The 23,057-nt window shown below is 68.0% G+C and carries 18 protein-coding genes and 1 pseudogene; 11 read left to right on the forward strand and 8 right to left on the reverse strand.

The genetic code is table 11. From position 1 onward, the window contains the following. Positions 1-73 precede the first annotated feature (73 nt). The 3 genes and pseudogenes from mltB to LC490_RS22860 all read left to right on the forward strand — a co-directional run. Positions 74-1,216, forward strand: a pseudogene (gene mltB / locus LC490_RS22850) (lytic murein transglycosylase B); the annotation flags it as partial. A gap of 164 nt (positions 1,217-1,380) precedes the next feature. Further along, positions 1,381-2,967: a septal ring lytic transglycosylase RlpA family protein gene (locus LC490_RS22855; protein ID WP_223621785.1), complete on the forward strand. Its 1,587-nt coding sequence runs from the start codon at positions 1,381-1,383 to the stop codon at positions 2,965-2,967. Positions 2,968-3,155: 188 nt separating this feature from the next. Then, positions 3,156-4,400 (forward strand): D-alanyl-D-alanine carboxypeptidase family protein, encoded by a 1,245-nt coding sequence (locus LC490_RS22860; protein ID WP_036148605.1) that lies wholly within the window; start codon positions 3,156-3,158, stop codon positions 4,398-4,400. A 99-nt stretch (positions 4,401-4,499) separates the two neighbouring features. Here LC490_RS22860 and LC490_RS22865 read toward each other — a convergent pair whose 3' ends face one another. Beyond that, positions 4,500-6,248 carry a hypothetical protein gene (locus tag LC490_RS22865; RefSeq protein WP_223621724.1) on the reverse strand — a complete coding sequence of 583 codons (1,749 nt, stop codon included), beginning with the start codon at positions 6,246-6,248 and terminating at the stop codon, positions 4,500-4,502. Positions 6,249-6,473: 225 nt separating this feature from the next. Then, a complete protein-coding gene (locus tag LC490_RS22870; protein WP_223621725.1) occupies positions 6,474-7,403 on the reverse strand; it encodes a hypothetical protein in 930 nt (309 codons plus the stop codon). A gap of 489 nt (positions 7,404-7,892) precedes the next feature. Here LC490_RS22870 and LC490_RS22875 point away from each other — a divergent pair, with 489 nt between their 5' ends. From LC490_RS22875 to LC490_RS22895, 5 genes are all read left to right on the forward strand, one after another. Beyond that, on the forward strand, positions 7,893-8,171 hold the full coding sequence (locus LC490_RS22875) for a DUF493 family protein (RefSeq protein WP_031372063.1): 279 nt from the start codon (positions 7,893-7,895) through the stop codon (positions 8,169-8,171). After that, the gene (gene lipB / locus LC490_RS22880; RefSeq protein WP_223621787.1) at positions 8,171-8,851 is read left to right on the forward strand and encodes a lipoyl(octanoyl) transferase LipB; all 681 of its coding nucleotides are present in this window, start codon (positions 8,171-8,173) and stop codon (positions 8,849-8,851) included. Before LC490_RS22875 ends, lipB begins: the two co-directional genes overlap by 1 nt. Positions 8,852-8,977: 126 nt before the next feature. After that, positions 8,978-10,048, forward strand: a complete 1,071-nt coding sequence (lipA, locus tag LC490_RS22885) for a lipoyl synthase (protein ID WP_057916705.1) — start codon at positions 8,978-8,980, stop codon at positions 10,046-10,048. Positions 10,049-10,431: 383 nt separating this feature from the next. Then, a complete protein-coding gene (locus tag LC490_RS22890; RefSeq protein ID WP_036148601.1) occupies positions 10,432-12,645 on the forward strand; it encodes a carboxy terminal-processing peptidase in 2,214 nt (737 codons plus the stop codon). A 277-nt stretch (positions 12,646-12,922) separates the two neighbouring features. Further along, on the forward strand, positions 12,923-13,750 hold the full coding sequence (locus LC490_RS22895) for a methylated-DNA--[protein]-cysteine S-methyltransferase (protein WP_036148599.1): 828 nt from the start codon (positions 12,923-12,925) through the stop codon (positions 13,748-13,750). A 116-nt stretch (positions 13,751-13,866) separates the two neighbouring features. Here the strand turns inward: LC490_RS22895 and LC490_RS22900 are convergent, their stop codons facing one another. After that, the gene (locus LC490_RS22900) at positions 13,867-14,370 is read right to left on the reverse strand and encodes an Lrp/AsnC family transcriptional regulator (protein WP_051884961.1); all 504 of its coding nucleotides are present in this window, start codon (positions 14,368-14,370) and stop codon (positions 13,867-13,869) included. 139 nt (positions 14,371-14,509) lie between these two features. Here LC490_RS22900 and LC490_RS22905 point away from each other — a divergent pair, with 139 nt between their 5' ends. The 3 genes from LC490_RS22905 (at position 14,510) to rarD (ending at position 17,049) form a co-directional block, all read left to right on the forward strand. Continuing rightward, the gene (locus LC490_RS22905) at positions 14,510-15,022 is read left to right on the forward strand and encodes a GNAT family N-acetyltransferase (RefSeq protein ID WP_031372057.1); all 513 of its coding nucleotides are present in this window, start codon (positions 14,510-14,512) and stop codon (positions 15,020-15,022) included. 135 nt (positions 15,023-15,157) lie between these two features. Next, positions 15,158-16,147, forward strand: a complete 990-nt coding sequence (gene yedA, locus LC490_RS22910) for a drug/metabolite exporter YedA (protein WP_081930869.1) — start codon at positions 15,158-15,160, stop codon at positions 16,145-16,147. Continuing rightward, positions 16,144-17,049 carry an EamA family transporter RarD gene (gene rarD / locus LC490_RS22915; protein ID WP_223621726.1) on the forward strand — a complete coding sequence of 302 codons (906 nt, stop codon included), beginning with the start codon at positions 16,144-16,146 and terminating at the stop codon, positions 17,047-17,049. Before yedA ends, rarD begins: the two co-directional genes overlap by 4 nt. A 144-nt stretch (positions 17,050-17,193) precedes the next feature. On the opposite strand, the gene LC490_RS22920 is transcribed toward rarD, so the two are convergent. The 5 genes from LC490_RS22920 to LC490_RS22940 form a co-directional block, all read right to left on the reverse strand. Next, positions 17,194-18,285, reverse strand: coding sequence for a hypothetical protein (locus LC490_RS22920; protein ID WP_223621727.1), 1,092 nt, complete (start codon positions 18,283-18,285; stop codon positions 17,194-17,196). A gap of 100 nt (positions 18,286-18,385) precedes the next feature. Next, positions 18,386-19,711: an ABC transporter permease gene (locus tag LC490_RS22925; protein WP_223621728.1), complete on the reverse strand. Its 1,326-nt coding sequence runs from the start codon at positions 19,709-19,711 to the stop codon at positions 18,386-18,388. Between the two features lie 10 nt (positions 19,712-19,721). After that, positions 19,722-20,888: an FtsX-like permease family protein gene (locus LC490_RS22930; protein WP_223621729.1), complete on the reverse strand. Its 1,167-nt coding sequence runs from the start codon at positions 20,886-20,888 to the stop codon at positions 19,722-19,724. A 16-nt stretch (positions 20,889-20,904) separates the two neighbouring features. Then, complete coding sequence (locus LC490_RS22935) at positions 20,905-21,597, reverse strand: ABC transporter ATP-binding protein (protein WP_031372051.1); 693 nt, start codon at positions 21,595-21,597, stop codon at positions 20,905-20,907. A 105-nt stretch (positions 21,598-21,702) separates the two neighbouring features. Next, complete coding sequence (locus LC490_RS22940; protein WP_223621730.1) at positions 21,703-22,968, reverse strand: efflux RND transporter periplasmic adaptor subunit; 1,266 nt, start codon at positions 22,966-22,968, stop codon at positions 21,703-21,705. Positions 22,969-23,057 lie beyond the last annotated feature (89 nt).

Genomic DNA, 23,057 nt, shown 5'->3' on the forward strand with positions numbered 1-23,057 from the left:
ACATGAATAAAATCGGTTAAGTCCCGCAAACCCAAGGTTTTTTGCCCCGCTTTCGCGTGCTAACCTCGCCGCGATGACCCGACGCCAAACTGCCCGTCGCGCCTTGTTTTGCGCACTCATGATCGCCCTGGCTGCCTGCGCCACGCAGACGCCGCCGATCCCGACGTCTACCCTCGCGGCCGCCCCGGCGCCGAAACCGCCGGCCCCGGTCGCCGCGCCGACGCCCGTCGTCGGCACGCCCGCGCTGCCCGAGCCGGTCAAGCCGATGCCGCTGGCGCAGGCGCGCGCCGAGTTCGTGCGCGATACCGCCAGCCGCTACGGCGTCGATCCGGTCTACATCGAATCGGTGCTGGCCAAGGCGCAGATCCGCGAGGGCATCGTCGCGGCGATGTCGCGCCCGGCCGAGGCCAAGCCGTGGCGGGACTACCGCCCGATCTTCATCACCCAGGCCCGCATCGACGGCGGCCAGGCCTTCCTGGCCGAGCACCGCGCCCAGTTGGCGCGGGTCGAGGCCGCGACCGGCGTTCCGGCCGAAATCATCGTCTCGATCATCGGCGTGGAAACCAGCTTCGGCAAAAACACCGGCAAGTACTCGGTGGTCGATGCGCTCTATACCCTGGCGTTCGCCTATCCGCGCAGCGGCGACCCGGCCAAGGCCGACCGCGAGAACCGCCGCGAGGCCTTCTTCCGCGGCGAGCTGGCGCAGTTGTTCGCGCTCGGCAAGGAAGAGCAGATCGACATCACCACCCTGATCGGCAGCTACGCCGGGGCGATGGGCTGGGGCCAGTTCATGCCGTCCAGCTATCGCGAGTTCGCGGTCGACGGCAACGCCGACGGCAAGCGCAATCTGTTCACCGATCTGGACGACGTGTTCTTCTCGGTCGCCAACTACTTCGTCAAGAAGGGCGGCTGGGTGCGCGGCGGGCCGGTGACGGTGCGCGCCAACCGCGACGCGACCGCGCAGGATTTCGTACCCGAGAGCATGGACCCGGTGTATTCGCTCAGCGACCTGGCCGCACGCGGCTATCGTCCGCTGGGCACGGTGGCGCCGACCGAGACCGCGACGCTGCTGAACCTCGACGGCGTCAACGGTCCCGAGTATTGGCTCGGTTTCCGCAACTTCTACGCGATCACCCGCTACAACATCTCCAAGCACTACGCGATGGCGGTGTACCAGCTGGCCGAGGCGATCGCCGGACGGGAGAATCCCTTGGCCACCGATATCGCCACTCCGCCCGCCGCGCTGGCCCAGCCCGCCGCTCCGGCAGGCAACGCCGCTGCCGGCAAGGCCCCCGCAGCCAACGCTCCTGCGGCCAATGCGGTGCATGCATGGACAGGCGGGGCATGAGCGGGCCGGGCACGAAGCGGCCGCCGATCGCGATGATCGGGCGACTGGCCGCCGCCGTCCTGCCGCTGGCCCTGGCCGCCTGCGCCAGCGCACCGAAGAAAGGCTCCTCCGAGGCCCTGGCCCTGCCGGAGCGCGATCGCGTCCACGCCAGCGGCCTGCCGTCGGCGCAGTCGCACGGCGGCCGCAAGAAGTCGCCGTACGCGCCGGCCCAGGAAGACCTGAGCAAGCGCGGCAACTACAAGGCCGGCGGCCTGTACGCGCCGGGCGTGTCCGACACCACGCCGACCTATATCCCCGACGTCGACGCGATTCCCGAGCCCGAGGTCGTCGCCGAGGCGCGCTCGCAGTTCGGCAACCGTTCGCCGTACAAGGTGCTCGGCAAGAGCTACAAGGTGCTCGATTCGCACGAGGACTATCTCGAGCGCGGCACGGCCTCTTACTATGGCCAGAAATTCCACGGCCGGCGCACCTCCAACCTGGAGGTGTACGACATGTACGCCTTCACCGCCGCGCACAAGTCGCTGCCGCTGCCGAGTTTCGCCCGCGTCACTAACCTCGACAACGGCAAGTCGGTGACCGTGCGCGTCAACGACCGCGGCCCGTTCCACGACGGCCGCGTGATCGACCTCAGCTACGCCGCCGCGGTCAAGCTCGGCATCACCCAGCGCGGCACCGGCCGGGTCGAGGTGCGCGCGCTGCACCCGGGCGATGCCGCGCCGCCGGTCTACGCCAGCGCCGCCAACAACCCACCGCCGGCCGCGGCCAAGCCGAGCTCGCCGTCGGCGATCGACCGGCTGGTCTCAGCCATGCCGATCGCCAGCGCCAATGCCGGCGAACTGCCGCCGGGCGTGCGCATCGCCACCGGCAAGCCGGCCACGCTCGCCAGCGCGCCCGCCAGCGCCGCGGTCAAGACCACGGTCGCGACCGGCAAGCCCGCCGCATCGGCTGTCGCAGCCAAGCCGGCGACCACGGTCGCCGCGGCCAAGCCGTCCGCCGCTTCCGGCGGCAAGCTGCTGCCGGGCAACGACTACCGCTTCGACATGATGCAGAACGGCAAGTCGATGACGGCCGACGAGTTCGACACCTGGATGAAGTCGCGCCAGGTCCGGGTCGCCACCGGCAAGGGCGCCGACATTGCCCCGCCGAAGCCGCTGACCCGGGCCGAGCAACGCGCCATGGCCAAGCAGCAGAAAGAGCAGGCCCGTGCCCTGGCCGCCGCGCAGAAGGCGGCCAAGAAGGCCGGCAAGCTGCCGCCCGCGACCGCCGTCGCCGCCGCGTCCGCGGCCACTTTGCCGGCGCCCGCCGCCGCGCCGCCGCCGCCGAGCCCGTCCAAGGCGGCCGCCGTGGTCGCCGCCGCGGTCGAAGGCAACGCCGCCCCCAGCGGCAGCGACGTGACCCTGCAGGTCGCCAGTTTCTCGGCCCGCAGCAATGCCGACCGGGCCCTGTCGATGCTGCGTGGGGCCGGCATCGGTGCCGCCCGCCTGCTCGACGGCAACGCCTCCAACGGCCAGAAAGTCTGGCGCTTGCGGGTCGGCCCGCTGCAGGCCTCGGCCGCGCCGGAACTTGCGGCGCGTATCGTCGGTCTGGGGTTCGGACAGCCGCAGCGCGTGCGCGATTGATCGATTCATGCCGCCCCGGCGCCGCCGGCGGCTGCAGCGACCGCGCATCTGAGGCAGGATGCACGGTTTCGCGGAACCGGAAGGATCGCCCGGTTCCGGCAATTTCAGCGGCGGGCGCCAGGACGGCCGCGCCGGAGACCACCCAACACCTTGGCCGGCGCAGCGCCGGCTCCCGGAGTAGTTCAACGATGAAAGTCCGCTTCACCCCGCGCGCCGCCGCCTTCGCCGCGCTGACCTCGGCCTTCCTGGTCACCACCGCCGTCGGCGCCGCCTCGGCCTGGGCGCAGACGCCCGCCGCCGCGACCGCCGCGCCGGCTGCCGCGCGACCGGCCAGCGACGCCTTGCCGGTGCCGCCGCCGCCGGCGATCCAGGGCACCGCCTGGGTGCTCATGGATGCCGCCAGCGGCAACATCCTGGCCAGCAAGGACGCCGACGTCCGGGTCGAGCCGGCCAGCATCACCAAGGTCATGACCAGTTATGTGATTGCCGCCGAAATGGCCGGCGGCAAGGTCAAGGACACCGACCAGGTGATGATGACCGAGAACGCCTGGCGCAAGGGCGGCGCGGCCACCGACGGCAGCTACTCCGGCTTCGAGGTCAACAAGACCGCGGCGCTGGTCGACATGGAAAAGGGCATGGTGGTGCAGTCCGGCAACGACGCCGCGATCGCCCTGGCCGAACACGTCGCCGGCAGCGAAGACGCCTTCGCCGCGCTGATGAACCAGTACGCCGCGCGCATCGGCCTGAAGGGCTCGCACTTCGTCAATCCGCACGGCCTGTCGGATCCGAACCATTACTCGACCGCGCACGACCTGGCCTTGCTCGGCCGCGCCCTGATCCACGATTTCCCGGTCGCGTACTCGTACAACAAGATCAAGGAACTCAAGGTCGGGCCGATCACCCAGCCCAACCGCAACCTGCTGCTGTGGCGCGATTCCACGGTCGACGGCATCAAGACCGGTCACCACTCCAAGGCCGGTTACTGCCTGATGGCCTCGGCCCAGCGCGGCGACCAGCGCCTGATCTCGGTGGTGATGGGTTCGACCTCCGAAGCCCAGCGCGCAACCGACAGCCAGGCGCTGCTCAACTGGGGCTTCCGTTTCTACGAAACCCACAAGCTTTACGACACCGGCAAGGTGATCGCCAAGCAGAAGGTCTGGAAGGGCCAGGCCGACGAGGTGCAGTTCGGCGTCGCCGAGCCGATGCTGGTCAGCGTGCCGCGCGGCAAGTACGCCCAGCTCAAGCCGAGTATCGACGTGCCCAAGACGCTGGTCGCGCCGATCAAGAAGGGCCAGGCCCTCGGCACGGTCAAGGTCATGCTCGACGGCAAGGTCGTCGCCCAGCGGCCGCTGGTCGCCATCGCCGCGGTCGAGGAAGGCGGTTTCTTCAAGCGCCTGTGGGACGAGTTCTGGATGTGGTGGGAGTCGGAGTGACCGATCGCTTCCAGCGATCCCGCACGAGTTGAAACGACGAGCCGGCATTGCCGGCTCGTCGCGTTTGGGGCCTGGTGCTGCGACGCGCGGTTGCGCCGATCACGGGATCCTGTTCATCGACATCGCCACGTCGGTGGCGCGCGAATACTCGGCGTAATCGACGTAGAGCTGATTGATCACGCGGCCGCTGGCGTTCTCGCGGGGCAGGGCGGCCATCGCCGCGCCCAGGTTGCGGTTGGCCTCCTTCGACAGCAGCCACACGCCGGTCGGCGGCGTCAGCGTCCACGACAACAGGAACTGATCGCAGGGCAGTTCGGGGCGGTCGACGCAGGTGCCGTCGTAGGCCTGGAACTTGGCGATCTGGTCGGTGCTCATGGTGTCGTAGCTGGTCGTGTTCGAGTACTTGTCGTACATGCGCAGATCGCCGAGCTCGGCCGTGGGCGAGTCGGAATCGCGATACACCCAGATACCGGCGGCGGGAATGTCGACGGGATAGTCCTCGTCGCAGACGACCAGGACCACGCCGGACTGGCGCAGGTACTCGCCCAGCGGGATATCCGACAGGCGTGCGCCCTGCGGGAGGTTCTGGAACAGCCAGCGGCCGAGCTTGTCCTGCAGCATCTCGACGAGTTGCTCGTAGATCCCGTCGGTGAACTTGGCGTAGTGCGAGAACTTCAGGATGACCAGCTCGCGGTTGCCTTCGTTCATGAAGCGCCTGACGTCGTCGACGATTTCCGCCAAGGCCGGCCCGGTGATCGGTCCGTGGCTGACGTAGAGTGCGCTGCCGTCCCACTTGGGCCGCAGGTCGAAGTAGCGGATGCCGTTGCTGAGCTGTTGGTACAGATCGAGGTTCTGGGTCTTGCCGAGCGACATCAGCAGGCCGTGCTGGTACATGCCGGCGTCGTGCGAGGCGCCGGTGGTCAGCCACGGCAGGGTGAGATCGCCGAGCACGCGCAGATTGTCCTGCATCCAGCGCGAGCGGTCGGCGACGCGCGAGGTCGACGCCCACAACGCATTGAAGTTTTCCGATTGGTGCACCTGGATCGCCATGCCGCCGTTGCAGGCGACGCTGGGCCGGGCGCCGTCGTCGAAGTACACCGCTTCGCCGGCCCAGTCGATGCTCTTGCCGCGGATCCTGCCGAACCGCTGCAGCACGGTCTTCTGGTCGGTGTTTTCGTAGACGACGATGACCTCGCCTTCCGGGGTCAGCGCGACCGAGGCGTGGCTGCCGGCGCCATAGAGAGTCGGTGGCCCCCAGCTGATTCCGTTGAGGCCGAGTTTGCCGACGCGGTAGTGCAGATCGGAGTCCGAGGTGTTGCCGCGCACCATCACCACGTCGTTCTGGGCGTTGATCGCGATGCCGGGCTGGATGCCGGCATCCAGATAGGTATTGCCCTGCCAGACGATCGAGTCGGTGTCCTCGTCCAGCCGGCCCAGGTTGCACCAGATCTTGGCGTTCCAGGACGATTCGTGAACCTCGACGATGGCCTGCCGGTTCATCGCCACGCAGGGGGCTTCGCCGCTGGCGTATTTGACGCTCTCGCCGAAGACGATGCCGTCCTCGTCCCATACGCCGATGCGGCAATACAGGTCCGATCCGCCGGCCGCGCGATGCACCTCGACCATAACCCGGCCCTCGATGGCGATGCCCGGCTCGGCGCCTTCGCCGAACGCCACGCTGTCGTCCCATTCGATCGCCATCTGCCTGAGCCGGCCGCTGCAATAGTTCAGGCCGCTGGCGTCGGCCGATTCGTGGACTTCGATGATGCGACCGTCGCGGCCCAAGGCGACACGGGCATGGATGCCTTTTTCGTACTCGAGACCGAGGCCAAAGAACACGTTCTTCATGAGCAATCTTCCTGCGAACATAGCGGGTGACGTCGAGGCGAGTCGTCCGGCCCTCGCCACACGGGATCGCGTGCACCGGCCCATGCCGGTGCGGCACCGTGTTAAGCGTTTCGCAGGGGGATTTGTGAAGACGGGCGGGGCCGCGGGGTCGCGGCACGCGCCGGCTCGAGGTCAGGCGTCGGCGCGCGCCGGGCGCGCACGGAGGCGGCGTCGCAGGATCGAAGGCTATCGCTTGGCGAGCGGCAGCTTGGCGATGATCGCGCTGCGGAACTTCGTCGCCAAGGCGTGGAAGCCGGCTTCGCTGGGATGCATTTCGTCGAACCACTGGCTTTCGGCGGACAGCGTGCCGCGCAGGTCGACGTAATCGAAGCGCCCGGCGAAGCGCGCATCGTGCTTGAGCTCGCGCAGCACGTGCTTCTCGAAGCCGTCGATGAGCATGCGCCCGAAGCGTCGGCGCTCGTCCGGGGTCTTGGCCGGGTCGGCATGGACGATGGCGTTGATGTGCGGCCCGATCCAGGGCCCGACGCTCTTCTTGAGCAGCGCGGCGACGCCGATATTGCCCGGCGTCAGCGCACCGGGCCGCCCGACCAGCTGCGGATAGTCGTAGCTATGGGCGAGGATCGGCGCATTCGGCCGGGCCGCCAGCGCCGCCTGCACGAACAGCGCATAGGCCTGGCGGACCTTTTCGTATTTGCCGGTGTCGAGCACGCGCTGGAACGCGGCTTCGGCGGAGAGATTCTGTTGGCCGGCGAAAGTGCGCTTGAGGAACTGGTCGACGAAGTCGTTGCCGCCTGCGCTGAGCAGGATCAGGTCGAACTCGAACCTGCCGTACCAGCCGATGATGTCCTCGATGTTCTCGGGCACGAACATCGAGCGCTTGGGATGGTCCTCGTTGCGCGAGGCGTGGTCGCCGCTGTGCTCGGCGCGGAAGAACAGGCCGCCCTGGCCGAACAGCGGTATGCCGCGCTCCTCGTCCTCCGGGGCCGGCGAGACGATCCAGTCGAGCAGGTTCATCGCCAGCGGCGTGGAGAACCACGAATCGCCTTCACAGAAGATCACCGGCGTGCGTTCCAACAGACGAGCGCGCTTGAGCGAGGTGTAAAGACTGCGGAACTGGCCCCGCAAGGGCAGGGCGACGGATTGGCTGGCGGGCATGGTCGTTCCTTGTGAGCGGGCGCTGGTCCGTGGGTAAATTACCGCCTGTTCGACTCATTCGTTGAGAACGGCAGTGTTGCGCGCGCGCGGCCAGCTTTGCCACTGAATACGCGAGGCGCAAACAGTGCCGGATTCAGATTTCAATGGCACGAAGAGTCTAGGCGGAAGCGCTGGAATGCGGATCGACGTAGTCGCGGCTTGCGCCGCTCCAACCCCGAATCGATACGGCGCAATGTTTCATCACGAAGCCACGTTCGTACGAGGGTAGGAGCGGCGCAAGCCGCGACCGTGTGCCTTTCGCTTGCCGCGTCGCACGAGTTCAGGTACGGAAACCACGCTTTACGGGACATCGGCGGTGCCCGTCGTCATGGTGCGCGCCGCTGCGACTTGGACAGGGTTGCGTGCCGTCTCGGTCCGTTCCACCCCCGGCACGCCGCCGTCCCATCCCTGCGCTTGGGTTGCCCCGCCAGCGGACCCATAATGGCGCTCATGGACATTCATTCCGATAACCCCGACCACGGCTTCCAGTTCCCCGGCTCGTTCGAGCTCAGCGCGATGGGAGCGGCCGACGCCGGCCTGGAGCGCGAACTGCCGCAGCTGTTGTTCCAGGCCGGGATCAGCGTGGAAACCGAAACCATCCAGTGGAAGCATTCCTCGACCGGCAAATACGTGTCGGTACGGTTGAGCTTCCGCGCCGAGAACCGCGAGCAGTACGACCTGGCCCACCAGGTCCTGCGCGAGCATCCGGAAGTGAAGTGGACGCTGTAATCGACGCCGTCGCCGCCGTGCTCGGCGGCGTCAACGCGCCGCCGCGCGCGCAGTTGCGCGACCTCGGCCGCCAGCCCTACGAACCGGTCTGGCGCGCGATGCAAGCCTTCACCGACGCCCGCGACGCCGACACGCCCGACGAGCTGTGGCTGGTCGAGCACGACCCGGTGTTCACCCTCGGCCAGGCCGGCAAGGACGAACACGTGCTGATGCCGGGCGATATCCCGGTGATCCACGTCGATCGCGGCGGCCAGGTGACCTATCACGGCCCCGGCCAGATCGTGCTGTACCCGCTGTTGGACCTGCGCCGCCTCAAGGTGGGCGTACGCGAGTACGTCGACCGCATCGAGCAGGCGGTGATCGACACCCTGGCCGAGTGGAACATCGAGGGCGCCCGCCGCGACGGCGCCCCCGGCGTCTACGTGGCCGGGGCCAAGGTCATGGCCCTGGGCATCCGGGTCCGCCGCGGCTGCACCTTCCACGGCCTGGCCTTCAATATCGCCATGGACCTGGAGCCGTATCGGCGTATCAATCCCTGTGGTTACCAGGGGTTGCAGGTGACCTCGGTGGTAGACTTGGGCGGCCCCTCGGGCCTGGATCAGGTCAAGCCGGTGCTGGTCGCGCAGCTTGCGCGCCAGTTCGGACTGACGGTCGAGGATGCGGCGCCGTTGAGCTTTTGATTTCCGCAGGGCGGATGAGGGCGCGCCTATCCGCCAGCCGCCGCGACTCGCGGTAGCCATGCCCTCGCCCCAGCCTTCTCCCGCTCGCGGGCGAGGGATTCAACCGCCAAGAGTCGAAGCAACGTCATGACCAACCCCGTCTCCAAGTCCATCCCGCTCACCGTCGTCAGCGGCGGCGCGCCCGAGGCGCTCGTGCCGGCGGTGCTGGAGTCGACCACCATGACGCCCGGCGCCAAGCAGATCGGCAGCGACAAGATCAGCCGCTCGCCGGTGCAGTTCGCCGACGTGCCGGCGCTGCGCAAGCCTTCGTGGATCCGGGTGCGCATCCCCTCGGGCAATTCGGTCGCCCAGCTCAAGGCGAAGCTGCGCGAGAACCGCCTGGTCACCGTGTGCGAAGAAGCCAGCTGCCCGAACATCCACGAGTGCTTCAGCCACGGCACCGCGACCTTCATGATCCTCGGCGAGGTCTGCACGCGCCGCTGCTCGTTCTGCGACGTCGCCCACGGCCGGCCCAAGCCGCCGGATGCGAGCGAGCCGGCCAACCTGGCGCGCACCGTCGCCGACATGGGCCTGAAGTACGTGGTCATCACCAGCGTCGACCGCGACGACCTGCGCGACGGCGGCGCCCAGCATTTCGTCGACTGCATCGCCGCGGTCCGCAGCGAGAGCCCGCGCACCAAGATCGAGATCCTCACGCCCGACTTCCGCGGCAAGGGCCGCATGGAGCGCGCGCTGGACATCCTCAACACCAATCCGCCGGACGTGTTCAACCACAACGTCGAGACGGTGCCGGACCTGTATACCAACGTCCGCCCCGGCGCCGACTACCAGTGGTCGCTGACCCTGCTGCAGAAGTTCAAGGCCCAGCATCCGCAGGTCGCGACCAAGTCCGGGATCATGCTCGGCCTCGGCGAGACCATGGAGCAGGTGCAGGCGACCCTGCGCGACTTGCGCGCGCACGACGTCGACATGATCACCATCGGCCAGTACCTGCAGCCGACCGCGCACCACCACCCGGTGCTGCGTTACTGGACCCCGGAAGAGTTCAAGGAACTCGAGGTCTACGGTCTGTCGCTGGGCTTCACCCACGTCGCTTCGGGCCCGCTGGTGCGTTCCTCGTACCATGCCGACCGCCAGGCGATCGAAGCCGGCTTCGCCGAGACCTCGAACGACTGGACCGACCGCGCCGCGGTCTAAGCCTTCGCGGCTCGCCCGAGCCGCGCGGCGGCCGCAGGGCCGCCTCGAACGCCGGCCCGCGCAAAGCCGGCCGGCGGACCTCGCCGGCGGCTGGTATCCGGTCGCAGCGACCGGCGCCGTTGCTTCGCGCAACGCTGATCCAGTGGCACAGTCTCGTCCCGCCGCGACGGCCGGGACGGCCCGACATGAACGCCGAAACAGGCGTTTGCCGGCCGCGATAACGACTCGCTAACGCCGATCACGCTCAAACTGAACCGCTTTCACGCCGGTAACGCCTAATCGCGCGTTGCGGACGTGACAGGGCCGGCAACTTTCGGCACTGTGGTCTTGTCCAAAGCCGCTACATCCTAGACATCGGCCCTCTTGGCCGAGAAGACTTCGCGATGACCCTCAAGAACAAGCGTGCCGTTACCCTGCTAGCAGGCTTCCTGCTGACCGCTCCGCTGGCGCTGTTGGCGCGGCCCGACGCAGTCAGCGCTCCCAAGGCGTCCACGGCATTGCCGAGCGCGCCGACCGCGGACCAGACCACGGCGGCGAAACTCGTCTACGGTTTGTTGTCCGACAGCCGCTACGCCTACCGGCCGCGCGCGCTCGACGACGCGCTGTCGGCCGACATGTACAAGCGCTATCTCGAATCGCTGGACGGCGGCAAGCAGTTCTTCAGCGCCGTCGACATCGCCCGCTTCGACGCCAGCAAGAACAAGCTCGACGACGCGATCAAGAGCGGCGACCTGTCGCCGGCCTACGCGATCTTCGCCACCTACAAGCAGCGCGTCGACGAACGCGTCGCCTACGCCCGCGGCCTGCTCAAGCAGCCCGCCGGTTTCGAGTTCACCGGCAACGACCGCTACGACTACGACCGCAAGGACGCGCCCTGGGTCGCCGACACCGCCGCGCTCGACGCGCTGTGGAAGCAGTCGGTGCGCAACGACTGGCTGCGCCTGAAACTGGCCGGCAAGAAGCCCGAGGACATCGCCAAGACCCTCGACAAGCGCTACGCCAACATGGCCAAGGGCATCGCCGAGCTCAAGGGCGAAGACGTCTTCCAGACCTTCGTCAACAGCTACGCCAACGCGATCGATCCGCATACCGATTACCTGACGCCGAAGTCGGCCGACAACTTCAACATGACCATGTCGTTGTCGCTGGACGGCATCGGCGCGCAACTGCAGAAGCAGGACGACGTGGTCGCGATCCGCGAAGTGATCCCGGGCGGTCCGGCCGCGCGCAGCAACCTGCTCAAGGCCGGCGACCGCATCGTCGGCGTGGGCCAAGGCGACAGCGGCGCGATGGAAGACGTGATCGGCTGGCGCATCGACGATGTGGTCGCCAAGATCCGCGGCGCCAAGGGCACCAAGGTGCGCCTGGACGTGGTGCCGGCCGAGTCGGGCCTGGACAGCAAGCCTAACCGCATCGTGCTGGTGCGCGACAAGGTGCGCCTGGAAGACCAGGCCGCCAAGTCCGAGGTCATCGACATCCCCGCCGCCGGCGACGCGCCGGCCAAGCGCATCGGCGTGATCAAGCTGCCGGGCTTCTACCAGGACTTCGAAGGCCGCCGCAAGAACGCCAACGACTACGCCTCGGCCACCCGCGACGTCGCCAAGCTGCTGACCAAGCTGCGCGGCGACAAGGTCGACGGCGTGGTCCTCGACCTGCGCAACAACGGCGGCGGTTCGCTCAACGAAGCGATCGAACTCACCGGTCTGTTCATCGACCGCGGCCCGGTGGTGCAGGTGCGCGAATCCGGCGGCCGCGTCAGCGTCGAAGGCGACAGCGACACCGGCATCGCCTGGGAAGGCCCGCTCGCGGTGTTGATCAACCGCGGCTCGGCTTCGGCCTCGGAGATCTTCGCCGGCGCGATCCAGGACTACGGCCGTGGCCTGGTCATCGGCGAGACCACCTTCGGCAAGGGCACGGTGCAGAACCTGGTCGATCTCGACCGCTGGCCGGCCAACGAAGGTCCGCGCTTCGGCCAGGTCAAGCTGACCATCGCCCAGTTCTTCCGCGTCAGCGGCGGCTCGACCCAGAACAAGGGCGTGGTGCCCGACCTGGCGTTCCCGGTGTCGGTCGACGCCACCGAGTACGGCGAGAGCACCTACGACAACGCCCTGCCGTGGACCAAGATCGCCGCCGTGCCGCACACCAGCTACGGCAACTTCGCACCGCTGCTGCCCAAGCTGGAGACGCTGCACAGCAGCCGCATCGCCGGCGACAAGGAGTTCCAGTGGTGGTCGCAGGACGTCGCCCAGTTCCGCGAAGAGCGCGCCAAGAAGTGGATCTCGCTCAACGAGGCCGAGCGCCGCGCCGAGCGCGACCGCGACGATGCCAAGCGCAAGCAGCGCCAGGCCGAACGCAAGCAACTGGGCCTGGAGCTCGATCCGCTGGCCGACGATGCCAACGACGACGGCCTCGCCGCCGCCGAGCGCGATATCGCCAAGGATGCGGCGCGCGAGAAGCTGGCCGAAAAGCGTCCGGACCCGCTGTTGCGCGAATCGGCTTCGATCCTCGCCGACGCGGTGCGCCTGCTCAACAACGACCGTCAGCTGTCGGCGCAGGTATTGCCGACCGCGACCATGCCGGGGCACTGGGCCGACTGAGCCGGGTTCCGCATCGCGAAACGAAAAGCGCGCCCGTGTGGCGCGCTTTTTCTTTGTGTCGCGGGTAAGCGATAGCCCCCGAAGCTGAAGGGCAGGAGCGGCGTCTCAGCGGGATGTCCTTCGCTCACGAGCCGCGACCGCGTAGCGACTGTCTCGCCGCGCCGGGCCCGGTCATCGGCGGCTTCTTCCGCCCCGATGAACCACGGCCGAAAATCCGACCCGGCGCCGCGCAAGATCCGGATAGCGAGGCCGCGGCACGAGGCCTAGTCTGTCGGCTATGAACAGCAAACCCCACAACGACAAGCTCGAACAGGCCCGCGCGCTGCTCGATGGCGGCGAGCCTTCCCTGACCGAACTGGCCGAGACCGTTGGCCTCAGCCCCTCGCACCTGCAGCGGCGTTTCAGCGCGCGCTTCGGCCTGAGCCCGGCCGAGTACCTGGCGCAACGCAAGCTCGGTAGCCTGCGTTCGGCGTTGCGCGAAGGCCACGACGTCAGCGCCGCCTTGTACGACGCCGGCTACGGCTCGCCGTCGCGGGTCTACGAAAGCGGTGCGGCCAAGCTCGGCATGACCCCGGGGCGTTACCGCGCCGGCGGCGCCGGCGAGCAGATCCGCTGGAGCCTGGCGCCGACCGCGATCGGCACCGCCCTGGTCGCCACCACCGCGCGCGGCATCTGCATGGTCGAGCTCGGCGACGACCCGCAGGCGCTGGAAGCGAAGTTGCGCAGCGAGTTCCCGCAGGCGCTGCTGGAGCGCGTCGATGCCGGCCGCGACGAATTCCTGGCCCCGCGTTTGCGCGCGGTCGCCGATACCCTGGGCGGGCAGGGCCATGCCGTGCCGCTGGACCTGATCGGCACCGCCTTCCAGAAGAAGGTCTGGGACGCGCTGATGAAGATTCCGGCCGGGCAGACCCGCAGCTATGCGCAGATCGCCGAACAGGTCGGTGCGCCGCGTGGCGCGCGCGCGGTGGCGCAGGCTTGCGCCAACAACCGCGTCGCCGTGGTCGTGCCCTGCCACCGCGTGGTGCGCGGCGACGGTTCGCTCGGCGGCTACCGCTGGGGCCTGCCGCTCAAGGAGCGCCTGCTGCAGCGCGAGCGGGCGGCCTGAGAAGCGGGAATCGGGAATGGGGAGTCGGGAATCGTAAAAAGCGATTGCCGAGCTCGTGCCTCTACGATTCCCGACTCCCCATTCCCGATTCCCGCCCAGCGGCGCCGCCGCTGGGCTCAGCCCCTCCGCTTGCGCGCGGCCCGCGGCGCATCGCGCGTCGGTAGTTCCAGGCCGTGCTTGACCACGTCGAACACCAGGTGGGTGTCGTAGCGCTTGATGTTGCCTTCGTCGAGGAACAGGCGGTCGACCACCTGGCGGCAGTGCGAGACCCCGGTCGTGGCCAGGATCACCAGGTAATCCCACTCGCCGGCCAGGGTGTAGCACTGCTGGACCTCGGGCGCGGCGCGCACGCGGGCGTGGAAGGCCGCATGGCGTTCGGCCGACTCGCGCTCCATCGTGACCCAGACCGCGGCCAGGGTGCTGCCGAGCGACAGCGGATCCAGCACCGCCACCTGGCGCATCAGGCCTTCCTGGCGGTAGCGGGTCATGCGCCGCTGTACCGCGCTCGGCGACAGCCCGATGGCGTCGCCGAGCTCGCTCAGGGTCGCCGAAGCGTCGCGCTGCAGCAGTTCGAGCAGCTTGTGGTCGAACTCGTCCAAAACCAGGGGTGGGGTGCTCATGCAAGATTTTTGCGTTGATGCGGGCAAATATTCAACCGCAATTTGACTGACATCGATACGCTATTCACGATCCCGTCGCATGAGGAATTTTTATGTGCGGGATCGCTCCCCCGACCTATTCGATACGGACGCCCCCGGGATGTCCCGGTACGTGATGCAAGCCGCTATGCCCGAGCAGGTCGGCGAGATTCTCGCGCTGATCCGCGAACACGGCCCCAATCCCTGGAATTTCCTGCCCGACGTCGAGCTCGCCGCACATCTGTCGGCGATCCGGCGAGGAAGAACGCAGGCGGTCGTCGCTTTGCACGACGGAGAAATCGTGGCCGTCGTCACATTTGAGCCGAGCGATGCCTTTCATCGCTACCAGCCGTCCGGTCGCGAGATCGAATGGCAGGGTCATGTCGGCGAAGTCGTAGTGCACCGCGGTCATCGCGGACAAGGACTCGGCACTCGATTGTTGAAGGCGGCGGTCTCGCGCCTGTTGCAAATGGGTTTGATCGAGATCTACGTCGAGCGCCACGAGGAAAACCAAGGTTCGGCCGGAATGATGCGCAAGGCCGGCTTCGTGGTGATCGACGTATTCGACGATCCGCGTCGCCGCGACGTAGGCAGCCGCAGGACGGCGGTGTCGCGTTACGGGCCGCATCCCTGATCGAGGGCGGCGCGATCGTCGAGATCGCGACGCCGGTGTTTTCGCTCCTCGCCGTTTCGACCCGAATGCACGTCACCACCGGCCGACCCGCGTCGTCCGTCCCTCCGCTGTTGCTCTTCCCCCGGAATCCGCGTCATGAGCGCCGTTTCACCGACCGCTGAACGACTGGCCCCTGGCGCCCTCGCGGTCGCCTTCGCTTTGGGGTCGGTCTATGTGCTGTGGGGATCGACCTACCTGGCGATCCGTTTCGCCCTCGAAAGCTATCCGCCGTTCCTGCTCGGCGCCGGCCGCATGTTCCTCGCCGGCGCGATCATGTATGCGGTCTTGCGTTGGCGCGGCGTCGCCCCGCCGAGCCGCAAGCAGTGGCGCACCCTATGGCTGCTGTCGATCTGGATGGTGCTGTTGTCCAACGGTTTGGTGAACCTGGCCGAGACCGAGGTCGATTCCGGCTTGGCCGCGATCGCGGTCGCCTCGATGCCGTTGTTCGCCGGCGTGTTCGCCATGTTGCGCGGGCGCCATCCCTCGAAGATCGAGTGGATCGGCCTGGCGATCGGTTTCCTCGGGGTGATCTGGCTCAACGCCGGCAGCAAGCTGTCGGCCTCGATCCTCGGCTTGGTGTGCCTGACCGTCGCGCCGATCGCCTGGGCCTGGGGTTCGATCTGGAGCCGCGACCAGGACCTGCCGTCGCCGTTCATGGCCGCGAGCGCGCAGATGCTGACCGGCAGCATCTGGATGCTCGGTGCCGCGGTCGTGACCGGCGAGCGCATCACCGCGATGCCGACCTGGGCCGCCACCGGCGCGATGCTGTACCTGGTCGTCGCCGGTTCGATCTTCGGTTTCACCGCTTACATCTGGCTGCTGCACCACGTGCGCCCGGCGCTGGCGACCAGCTACGCCTACGTCAACCCGCCGATCGCGGTGCTGTTCGGCGCCTTGCTCGCCGGCGAGCGTTTCACCTCGCACGACCTCGGCGCCATGGCGGTGATCCTGGTCGGCGTCGTCATCATCACCCTGGCCCGCGCCCGCGCGGCCAAGCCGGCCGTGCCCAAGCTCGTGGAAAGCAGAATCGACGCGATCGATGCGATCGAGCCCGGCGCACCGGCCGAAAAGGAAACACGCGCATGAATGCTGCCACCGACCGCCGCGGACTGTGGATCGCGGTCGCCTCGTTCGTCCTGTGGGGCCTGATGCCGCTGTATTGGCATTTGCTCAAGGCGGTGCCGTCGCTGCAGATCGTCGCCCATCGCGTCGTCTGGAGCACGCTGCTGGTCGCCGCCTGGCTCGGCTGGACCTTGGGCCGGCATTGGCTGCGCGAGGTCCTGCGCCAGCCGCGCAAGGCCGCCATGCTCGGCGTCAGCGGCGCCTTGATCGCCTTCAACTGGGGCCTCTACATCTGGGCGGTCAACGCCGGGCATGTGATCGAGACCAGCCTGGGATATTTCATCGGCCCGCTGGTCAGCGTGATGCTCGGCGTGGTCTTCCTCGGCGAGCGCCTGCGCACGGCGCAGTGGATCGCGATCGCTTTCGCCTTCGCCGGCGTGGCCTGGCTGACCTTCGAATACGGCCGGCCGCCGCTGATCGCCATCGGCCTGGCGGTGTCGTTCGCCCTGTACGGATTGATCCGCAAGCTGGTCGCGGTCGAGGCGGTGACCGGCCTCGGTGTCGAGAACGTCTATCTGTTCGTGCCGGCCCTGGCCTTGATGTTCTGGGGCGAAACCCACGGGCAGGGCAGCTTCATCGGCGGCTGGGGGCTCGGTACCGCGTTGCTGCTGGTGATTGCCGGTGCGCTGACCGCGCTGCCGCTGATCGGCTTCGCCTATGCGGTGCGGCGCGTGTCGCTGACCGCGATCGGCCTGCTGCAGTACGTCGCCCCGACCCTGCAGTTCCTGATCGGCGTGCTGATCCTGCGCGAACCGTTCAACGCCGAGCGCGCGATCGGCTTCGTCATCATCTGGATCGGTCTGATGATCTTCGCCGGCGAGGGCGTGCTGCGCTCGCGGCGGGTGGGGGTCGCTGCAACAGCTTGAGATGTGCGAGGCGATCCCAGTTCGCTGGATGCGGGCAGTCTCTTCAGCGACAGCGCCTTGCGAAGCCGACAGTGCACACATCGCCCTCCCTCGCTTCTGAGTCGCGAGCAACCCACGGACAGCGCCGCCGCCGTGCGCCCGCTCTCAACCGATCAAACCCTCCGAGAACGCCTTCGCCAGTACGTACGCCGTCACTATTGCGGTTGCGAGCAGGCCGCGGCCGAGCGCGCCTTCATGCCAGCGCCGTTGGCGCGTGCGCTGGCGAACCTGCTGGCGGCGCTGCGAAACCGTCGCGAGCGCGGCGGCCTCTTGCTGCGCCTGCAGACGTCGCGCGAAGTCGGGCGCGGCGGTCGTCGCATCGCCGTTGGCATCGATCAGCGCAGGCGTAAACGCAGGCGCATTCGCCTGGTGCGTCGATGCGAGGGCCGGAGCGCGCGCGAGCAGGTACTCGGCGACCTCGGCATCGTCCATCTGCGGTTCCCAGTCGTCGACGAACGGCGCCGGCACCCGCCGGCGCAGCGACAAGGCCGTCGTATAGGCGGTGTCGACCGGCATTCGATAGCGATCGAGAAACAGCAGCACCGGTGCGTAGCGCCGCGCCGAGGCGCCGTCGAAGGAAAGCAGATCCTGTTGCCAGGCCGGCAGCCGGGCGAGGTAGCGGCCGGGCGCGCTCAGGCAGACCTGCAGGCCTTCGCGCGGCACCTCGAACCGGTCGTCGCGATAGCGCCGCAATCCGACTACGTCGTGCCAGACGATCAGGCCGAAATCGGGGCAATGGATGCCGGCGGCGTCGATGCGCAACTCGAGCTCGGCCCGGTTGATACGCCGCAGCACGAACGCGCTGCCCGCCAGCAGCGCCGCGAGCGCGCCGAGCATTGCCGATGCGCCGTAATGGCCGGGGCCCCAGGCTACCCAGGCGAGCAGAGCCGTCGCCGCACTCGCCCCGGTCAGCCACCACAAGGTCGTGCGTGGATGATGGGCGATACCGCGCACCGAACCAGTGCCCAGTGCCTCGCGGGTCGAACGGTGCAGGTGATCGTCTTCGCGACGGTCGATGCGATATACCGCAACGACGCTGGCGCAGAGGCCGGCCAGGCATGCCAGCAACAGCGCCAGAGTGAGCCAGGGCGGGTGCTGCGGCGACAGGCCTTGCTCGTTGAAGGCGAGCGGCAGGGCGATCGCGCCGAGCACGATGCTGAGGACACGGTAAAAACGTCGGCGGATCGTTGCGTTCATTACGGCTCGGCTTCCATGCGCCGGCGCCTACGCTAGCGCACCGGTCAATCCGGCAAAAGCGGCGGGCCCATCGTCGCCGACGGGCCCGCCGTGCGATCCCTCACAGTGCGCGCAGGGCCGAAGTCACCGGCAGGTTGGCGGCGCGCAACGCCGGGAACAGGCCGCCGACGAAGCCGATCGCCAGCGCCCACTTCAGGCCGCTCCACAGCAGTTCGCCGGTGACGCGGAAATCGAAGGTCAGCTGGCCGACGCCGCCGGCGATGGTCGAGGCGGTGTAGCCGTTGAAGATCAGCCACGCCAAGGCGCCGCCGATCACTCCGCCTAGCAAGGCCAGCAACATCGTTTCCAGCATCACCGCCACCACCACCGGCACGCCGCGGAAGCCGATCGCGCGCAGGGTCGCGATCTCGCGCGCCCTCGTCGCCACGGTGGCGAACATGGTGTTGAGCGCGCCGAACACCGCGCCGATCGCCATGATCGAACCGACCACGATGCCGATCACCCGGATCACCTTGGTCATGGTTTCGGATTGCTTGGCGAAGTATTCGGCGGTGGTCGTGGTGTCGACCTGCAGACGCGGGTCGCCGGCCAGGGCCGCCTTGAAGCTCTTGAACTGTTTGGCGTCGCTGAGCTTGGCGATGACCGAATTGCGCGAAGCGCCGCGACGGTAGGTCGAGGCGACCATCTCCGCATCGGCCCACAGCTCCGAATCCATCGCATCGCCGGAACGGAACACGCCGACCACGGTCCACAGTTCGCTGCCGAGGCGGATCTGCTTGCCGACCTGCATGCCGGTGAACTGGCGTACCGCGCCGCTGCCGACCACGACTTCGCGTTTGCCGGATTCGAACTTGCGGCCTTCCACGATCTTGAGCTGCGGGCGCACGTCGAAGGCGCGGTCGCCGACGCCGCGCAACTGCACGCTGCCGTCCTCGTCGGGCGCGCCGCCCTTGATCGGCAGGTTCGCCGCGACCACCGTCTCGGCCGAAGCCAAGGGGCGGCCGTCGGCGCTGCGGGCGATGCCCGGCGCCTGCGCGATGACGTTGATGCTGTCCAGGCTGAGGGTGGACATCACCTCGGCCGCGGACGCACCGCGCAGGACGATGACGCTGTCGTCGCTGCCGGTGCGGCGCAGCGTCTGCTGATAGCCCTCGGCCATCGACAGCATCGCCACCAGCACCGCGACCACGCCGGCGATGCCGATCACGACCACCGACGACGAGCCCAGGCGCTGGCTCAGGGTGCTGATGCCGACGCCGGCCACCGAGGCAGCCTGGCGGCCGCTGCGGGTGAAGAACATCCATAGCGCGAACAGCGCGGCCAAGCCCAGCAGGGCCGGCCACGGCAGCATCGACCAGGCGACGAGGCCGGCCACTAGGGCCACGAATACGGCCAGGCCGCGTGCGAACGATTTGAGTCTCTTCATTGCGTTCTCCTCAGCGTCCGGCCAATGCATCGACGATGTTCAGGCGCATCGCCCGGATCGCCGGCAAGGCGCCGACCAGCAGGCCGATGGCGATCATCAGGCCAAGGCCCAGCGACCAACTGTTGAGGCCGATCGGCGGCACGCTGATCGCGCCGCCGCTGGCGGTGCTGACGATCGGGCCGAGCACGCCGGCGATGGCCACGCCGACGACGCCGCCGATCAACATCAGCAGCACCGATTCGGCCAACACCAGCCACAGCACGCTGTGGCTGGAAAAGCCGATCGTCTTCAACACCGCCAGCTCGGAGGTGCGCTCGCGCACCGCCTGGGCCATGGTGTTGCCGGTCAGCAGAACCAAGGTGAAGAACACCGCGCCCATGATCGAACCGACGATCAGGCCGATGTCGGCCATCTGCTTCATCCAACTGGCCGAGGCTGCGGCTTCGGTCTGGGTCTTGGACTCGTGGTCGGAGTTGGCCGAGATCGCGTCGATGGCCTTGGCGATGCGGTCGGCCTGGTTGACGTCCTTGACCTCGGTGACGTACCAGCCGACCTGGCCGGTGTTGTACGGCGTGGAGTCGTCGAAGTACTTCCAGTGCAGCAGGATCATCTGGTCGAACCAGGCCCCGGATTTCTTGTCGGTCGCCGAGATCACCCCGGAGATGTCGAAGATCCAGTTCTTGCTGCCGTCGCGGTTCGGGAAGATGGTCGATTGCAGCGGCAGTTTTTGCCCGACCTTCCAGTTGAAGCGCTTCATCAGGCCTTCGCCGACCAGCACGCCGGTGCGGGTGGCCTCGAAGGCTTTGCGCTGCGCCTTGTCGACGGCGATTTCCGGATACAGGTCGAGGTAGTTCGGCGCCACCGCGAAGCTGAAGATCTGGTTGTGCGGGTCCTGGTAGGCGCCGCCGAACCAGTTCGCGTACGACACCTGGCTGACGCCCGGCACTTGGCCGATGCGGTCGTTGAGCGACATCGGCAGCGGTTGGATGAAGGACAGGCGCGAGCCGGTCTGCAGGCGCTTGGCGCCGTTGGCGCTGTTGCCGGCCTGCTCGAAACTCTCGCGCACGCCGTCGAGCAGGCCGAACAGCAGGAACGCGGCGATGATCGACAGCAGGGTCAGCAGCGTGCGCGTCTTGCGACGCATCAGCTCCGCCCAGATCAGATGGAAATATTTCATGAGGGCCGCTCCCGGCTCAGGCCGCGTGCGACTGCTGCTCGACCAGGGTGCCCTTGTCGAGATGCAGGGTGTGGGTGGCGTATTCGGCGGCCTTCGGATCGTGGGTCACCATCACGATGGTCTTGCCGTGTTCGCGGTTGAGCAGCTGCAGCAGATTGAGGATCTCCTCGGCCGCATGCCGGTCGAGGTCGCCGGTCGGTTCGTCGCAGATCAGCAAGGTCGGGTCGGAGACGATCGCGCGTGCGATCGCCACGCGCTGCTGCTGGCCGCCGGACAGTTCGTTCGGGCGGTGCTTGCCGCGGTCGGCCAGGCCGACCAGGGTCAGGGCGATCTCGGCGTTGCGCTTGCGCTGGGCGCCGTTGAGCGGGGTCAGCAGCAACGGCAATTCGACGTTCTTCTGCGCGCTCAAGGCCGGCATCAGGTTGTAGAACTGGAACACGAAGCCGACGTGGCGGCTGCGCCACTGCGACAGCTGGCCGGAGCTCATGCGGTCGATGCGCTCGCCTTCGATCGAGATCTCGCCGCCGCTGGGGTTGTCGAGGCCGCCGATCAGATTGAGCAAGGTGGTCTTGCCCGAACCCGACGGTCCCATCAGGGCGACGAAATCGCCCTTGGCGATGTCCAGGTTGATGCCGTGCAGCACTTCGACCTTTTCCGGGCCGCGCTGATAGGTCTTGGTGAGGTTGTTGATCGAAACCAGGGTGTCCATCTTCGACTTCCTCGAACGTGGATCGGTGAAGGAGCGAGGGCGCCGGAGGCGGCGCCGCTCGCGGATTTGGCAGGCGGATTCGGCAGGCGAGCGGCTCGCGCTCGCTCAGTCTTTGCTATCCGACGAACCGGGGGCGTCGTTTTCGACACGCACCGGGCCGCCGTCGGCGAGCGAATCCGGCGGGGCGAGCACGACGGTCTCGCCGCCGCTCAGGCCCTGGGTCACTTCCTGGTCTTCGCCGAGCTTGCGGCCCAGGGTCACCGCGGTCTGCGCGACCTTGCCGTCGGCGACGACGAACACGTTGTCCTTGCCGTCGCGTTGGACGATGGCCGCGGCCGGCACCATCGCGCTGGGCTTGCGCTGGGCGGCCTGGGCCGGCTTGGCCGCCTCCAGGAAGCTCACCCGCACGCCCATGTCCGGAACGATGCGCGGGTCGCGGTTCTTGATCGCCACACGCACCTTGACCGTGGCCTTGCCGCGGTCGGCGGTCGGGATGATCGCGATCACCTCGGCCGGGATCTTCCAATCGGGGTAGGCGTTGAGCACGGCCTCGACCGGCATCTTGGGCTGCACGCGGCCGATGAAGGCCTCGCCGACGTCGACCTCGATCTCCAGCGAATCCATGTCGACGATGGTGCCGATGCCGGTGCGGGTGAAGCCGCCGCCGGCCGACAGCGGCGATACGATTTCGCCGGGCTGGGCGGCCTTGGCGGTGACCACGCCGGAGAACGGCGCGCGCACGATGGTGTTGTCGACGCCGATGTCGGCGATGCGCAAGCCGTCGCCGGAGACCTTGACGTTGCGCTGCGCGGTCAGCAGTTGCGCACGCAGTGCATCGCGCGTGGCCACGGCCTGGTCGTATTGCGACTTGGACACGAGCTGCTGGCCGGCGAGCGTCGCCAGGCGCCTGGCGTTGGCTTCGGCCTCGGTGAGCTGCGCCTGCACGCGCGCGGTCTCGCTCTGCGCCGCGCCGAGCTGGGCGGCGCTGAGCTCGCGCTGGGCGTTGGCGTCGATCGGGTCGAGCGTCGCCATGATCTGGCCTTCCTCGACGCGCTGGCCTTCCTCGATCATGACCTCGCGGACCTTGCCGGTGATCTTGGCCGAGACCGTGGCCATGCGCCGCGCGACCACATAGCCGGAGGCATCGAGCACCGAGGCGCCGGCGCCGTTGCCGCCGCCGATCGCGGTGACCGTGGCGGTTTCCACGCGGGGGCCGCCGTTGCGGCCGAACATCGCCCAGGCGGCGATGCCGAGTACGACGAGAATCAGCACGGCGATGCCGATGAACAGGCCACGACCCGGGCCGGAGCGCTCGGGCGGACGATTGCGGTCGATGCGGAGCTCTTTCAGCAGATCAGCGGATGCACTCATGGTCACAACCAAGACGCCAGATATTGGCTAGTGTGACTGCGGTAGCCCTTGCGCGCCAACGTGCAGAAAGTCAGTTTTTGTCAGCGCCG

Source organism: Lysobacter sp. ESA13C (assembly GCF_019970005.1).
Lineage (GTDB): Bacteria > Pseudomonadota > Gammaproteobacteria > Xanthomonadales > Xanthomonadaceae > Lysobacter > Lysobacter antibioticus_B.

Bases quoted from the DNA above. Each gene is read 5' to 3' on its own strand.
- LC490_RS22855 (WP_223621785.1), top strand. From the start codon at position 1,381: ATGATCGGGCGACTGGCCGCCGCCGTCCTGCCGCTGGCCCTGGCCGCC.
- LC490_RS22860 (WP_036148605.1), top strand. From the start codon at position 3,156: ATGAAAGTCCGCTTCACCCCGCGCGCCGCCGCCTTCGCCGCGCTGACC.
- LC490_RS22865 (WP_223621724.1), bottom strand. From the start codon at position 6,248: ATGAAGAACGTGTTCTTTGGCCTCGGTCTCGAGTACGAAAAAGGCATC.
- LC490_RS22870 (WP_223621725.1), bottom strand. From the start codon at position 7,403: ATGCCCGCCAGCCAATCCGTCGCCCTGCCCTTGCGGGGCCAGTTCCGC.
- LC490_RS22875 (WP_031372063.1), top strand. From the start codon at position 7,893: ATGGACATTCATTCCGATAACCCCGACCACGGCTTCCAGTTCCCCGGC.
- lipA (WP_057916705.1), top strand. From the start codon at position 8,978: ATGACCAACCCCGTCTCCAAGTCCATCCCGCTCACCGTCGTCAGCGGC.
- LC490_RS22890 (WP_036148601.1), top strand. From the start codon at position 10,432: ATGACCCTCAAGAACAAGCGTGCCGTTACCCTGCTAGCAGGCTTCCTG.
- LC490_RS22895 (WP_036148599.1), top strand. From the start codon at position 12,923: ATGAACAGCAAACCCCACAACGACAAGCTCGAACAGGCCCGCGCGCTG.
- LC490_RS22900 (WP_051884961.1), bottom strand. From the start codon at position 14,370: ATGAGCACCCCACCCCTGGTTTTGGACGAGTTCGACCACAAGCTGCTC.
- LC490_RS22905 (WP_031372057.1), top strand. From the start codon at position 14,510: ATGTCCCGGTACGTGATGCAAGCCGCTATGCCCGAGCAGGTCGGCGAG.
- yedA (WP_081930869.1), top strand. From the start codon at position 15,158: ATGAGCGCCGTTTCACCGACCGCTGAACGACTGGCCCCTGGCGCCCTC.
- rarD (WP_223621726.1), top strand. From the start codon at position 16,144: ATGAATGCTGCCACCGACCGCCGCGGACTGTGGATCGCGGTCGCCTCG.
- LC490_RS22920 (WP_223621727.1), bottom strand. From the start codon at position 18,285: ATGAACGCAACGATCCGCCGACGTTTTTACCGTGTCCTCAGCATCGTG.
- LC490_RS22925 (WP_223621728.1), bottom strand. From the start codon at position 19,711: ATGAAGAGACTCAAATCGTTCGCACGCGGCCTGGCCGTATTCGTGGCC.
- LC490_RS22930 (WP_223621729.1), bottom strand. From the start codon at position 20,888: ATGAAATATTTCCATCTGATCTGGGCGGAGCTGATGCGTCGCAAGACG.
- LC490_RS22935 (WP_031372051.1), bottom strand. From the start codon at position 21,597: ATGGACACCCTGGTTTCGATCAACAACCTCACCAAGACCTATCAGCGC.
- LC490_RS22940 (WP_223621730.1), bottom strand. From the start codon at position 22,968: ATGAGTGCATCCGCTGATCTGCTGAAAGAGCTCCGCATCGACCGCAAT.